The sequence below is a fragment of the Falsigemmobacter intermedius genome, from assembly GCF_004054105.1.
GTDB lineage: Bacteria > Pseudomonadota > Alphaproteobacteria > Rhodobacterales > Rhodobacteraceae > Wagnerdoeblera > Wagnerdoeblera intermedia.
This window is the reverse complement of record NZ_SBLC01000106.1, coordinates 1-2,603: the sequence shown is the minus strand read 5'-3', so window position 1 is coordinate 2,603 and position 2,603 is coordinate 1. Positions and strand designations below refer to the sequence as shown.

Annotated in this window: 1 protein-coding gene; it reads right to left on the bottom strand. The window is 58.3% G+C overall.

Features of this window, described 5'->3' with window-relative positions:
• Positions 1-816 precede the first annotated feature (816 nt).
• A complete protein-coding gene (locus tag EP867_RS19240; RefSeq protein WP_128491045.1) occupies positions 817-1,989 on the bottom strand; it encodes an AAA family ATPase in 1,173 nt (390 codons plus the stop codon).
• Positions 1,990-2,603 lie beyond the last annotated feature (614 nt).

Below are 2,603 nucleotides of genomic sequence, written 5' to 3'. Positions count from 1 at the left end.
TGCAGAATGCAGTGGGAGAGGCCGCCGACCCAGTCAGTTCACACAGCGATCATCGGGTCTAAGGCTGGTGTCACGAAAGGGGACCGGCAATACCTTGGCTTATGCTGTGCGCACCACCGGGGCGGAAGATTAAAAGGCACCTGCAGGCGGCATCCGCAGCGCCGCTTATTCGCCCTGCTCTTGAGCAAGGCTTTCTGCGCCGTGGTCTTCTTCGGAAGGCTGCGGCGCAATAGTTTTCTGTATTGATCTGAAGAGCCTGCGGCGTCCTGCTCCTGCCGCAGGGCAGGACATCGTTCCAGCGCTGGTTGCACCCCTGCCAGCCCGCTTCCCTGAAAACAGAGGGGAGCGGCCCACGCGGCTCAAGTCTGACACGCTGAACAGGCAGGGGCAGACAAGGAGCTGCCAATGGGCCCAGCGACCCATCCCGCAGTTTCCCGGCAGGCGAAAGAAAGACAGACGGACAGGGGCATGGAGATAAGGGCTCACCTCCCGCTTTGCTGCAGCTTGAAGCAGACCGCAGTCAGGTGGAAAACGATGCAGGCGCTCGCGCGGATTTTGAGATGTTGCCTGACGGTGGGCTCTTTATGAGGCCGGGTTTTTTAACTCACGAAGGACTTTTCGTCTGCGCTGACACTGAAGGGATCAAGATGACCGATAGCGGCGTTCTGCGCGGTCCTCGCCCCAAGCTCAGCGACAGACCGAACCGGCGGCATAACCTCGCGTTCGGCCGGGCGTATGAGATCCTGTAAGGCAATCCCGTGCCCGGCAGCCGACGACGGACAAACTCGAAAGGCCCGCAGGCCTGAGGCACCCGGTTCAATGCATAAACCCGGGTGCCGTCAGGCGGGCGCACAGGCTCTCGATCATTTTTTGGAGGGTGCGCAGCGAGGTGATACGGTGGGAACGCTGGCGCTGGTGCAGCATGCCCCGGATCAGTTCGAGGACCTGCTCATGATCCGAGCCATCCATTTGCTGCGCCACCAACTGAGCGGCCAGCTTCATCAGCTGACCTTCAGAGGGCCGCCCCACTTCGATCACTCTGACACGGTCCAGAAATGCCGGGGGGAGATGATCGATGGAGTTGGTGGTCATGATCCAGCTCACACCGGTCAGATCAAAGGGCAGCTGATAAAAGGGACAGATCCAATTCCCCGCGCTGGCAGGCTCGATCATGGATTTGAGAACCTCAAACGCACTTGGGAAACTGCCGCGGTTTGTGCCGACACTGTCAGGAATCTTGTCGATTTCATCGAGGATAACGACCGGGTTCGCGACGCGCTCGCGTAGCATGGTGGAAATCACACGCCCTGGGGCGGCACTGCTCCAGCCACGCTCAACCCCGGAAATTGCAAAGGTTGCTCCGGAGGTCGCGCCGATATCGATCAGTACAGGCACCAGAGAGAAAATGTCTGCCAATCTCCGCGCCCATGTGGATTTGGCCACGCCGGGCGGTCCGACGAGCAGAAGCGGCGGGAGATGAGCCGGGCGGGCTGCCGGGGCGCATCTCAGGCGCAGATGCTGCATCACTGCGACGGAAGCCGGCGCGAGCCAGGGGAAGTCCGCATGTAAAGCCGCGATCCGCTCGTCGACCTGATCCCCGCTTAATACGCCGGTCGCTCGAAAACCGGCAGCCGCGGCCGCGAGGAGCACCTTGCGCTCAGGATCTTTGAGGTGAGAGAGGCTGGAATTTAGGCTGGCATTCCGGCGAATGATATAGCGTTTTGCCCGGTCATGGATTTTGGCCTGGTCAGCCATCGATAGGGGAGCCGCATCGTCGGCGTCAGCGTAGAGCAGTTCATTGAGATCATCGACGATCTGCTCAGAACCCATATCGAACAGACGGCCGGCATTTTGGCCAGCCTTTGGTCGCCTTGCGCGGATCCGGACCAGCGTTGCGGTCAGGCGCTCACGGATCTCGCGCTCGGTCAGGTCGGGCTGTGCCGGCAGGTCGGTCAGCAGAACACGTGCAGTGTGTGTGGTAAGAGTCATGATGATCCATCGGGTTCAGAGCCAGTTGCAAGAGGAGAGACATCCCGCCTAGTCCCCGGAAAGGGCGGCGAGGATTACTCAGCTATGCAATGCATCCGGATCATCATGACCACAGCATAGGCAGGAAGCGGGCACCGGTTCAAGAGGCAACGTCCGTGCCCTGCCTGGTCCTGCGGTGGCGATGGTTATTGGGGGATTATGGGATTTGTGCATCACGCTCGGGAGAAGCAGCGATGAATAAACATAAGACATATAAGCATTCTGAAGATTTTACCCCCAAAATCCCCCAAACCCCATCATGGTAAGCAACAAAGGCGGTTCCCGCGCATGCCGGGAGGATTGGAAGGCTGTGGGCCAGCCCGTTCCGGGCTGCTGGACGAAAGTTCCCTGGGCGATGAGGCGCTATATATTAAGCAACAAGTCAAGCAATATAATCAGAAGATGCATATATTGATCATAATCGGGCCTATACTATTTATCCGATAAGTCCGGGTTATCGGGCGTATAATTCAACACATAATTTCGCAGGATAAGGCTGGCACTCACTCTCAGCGGCACGTCTTGCACATAACCCCAATTCCGTCAATATATCAATATTAGTTGAGAGGTTGATT

Excerpts from the sequence above, each read along its gene's own strand:
- EP867_RS19240 (WP_128491045.1), bottom strand. The coding sequence starts at position 1,989 with ATGACTCTTACCACACACACTGCACGTGTTCTGCTGACCGACCTGCCG.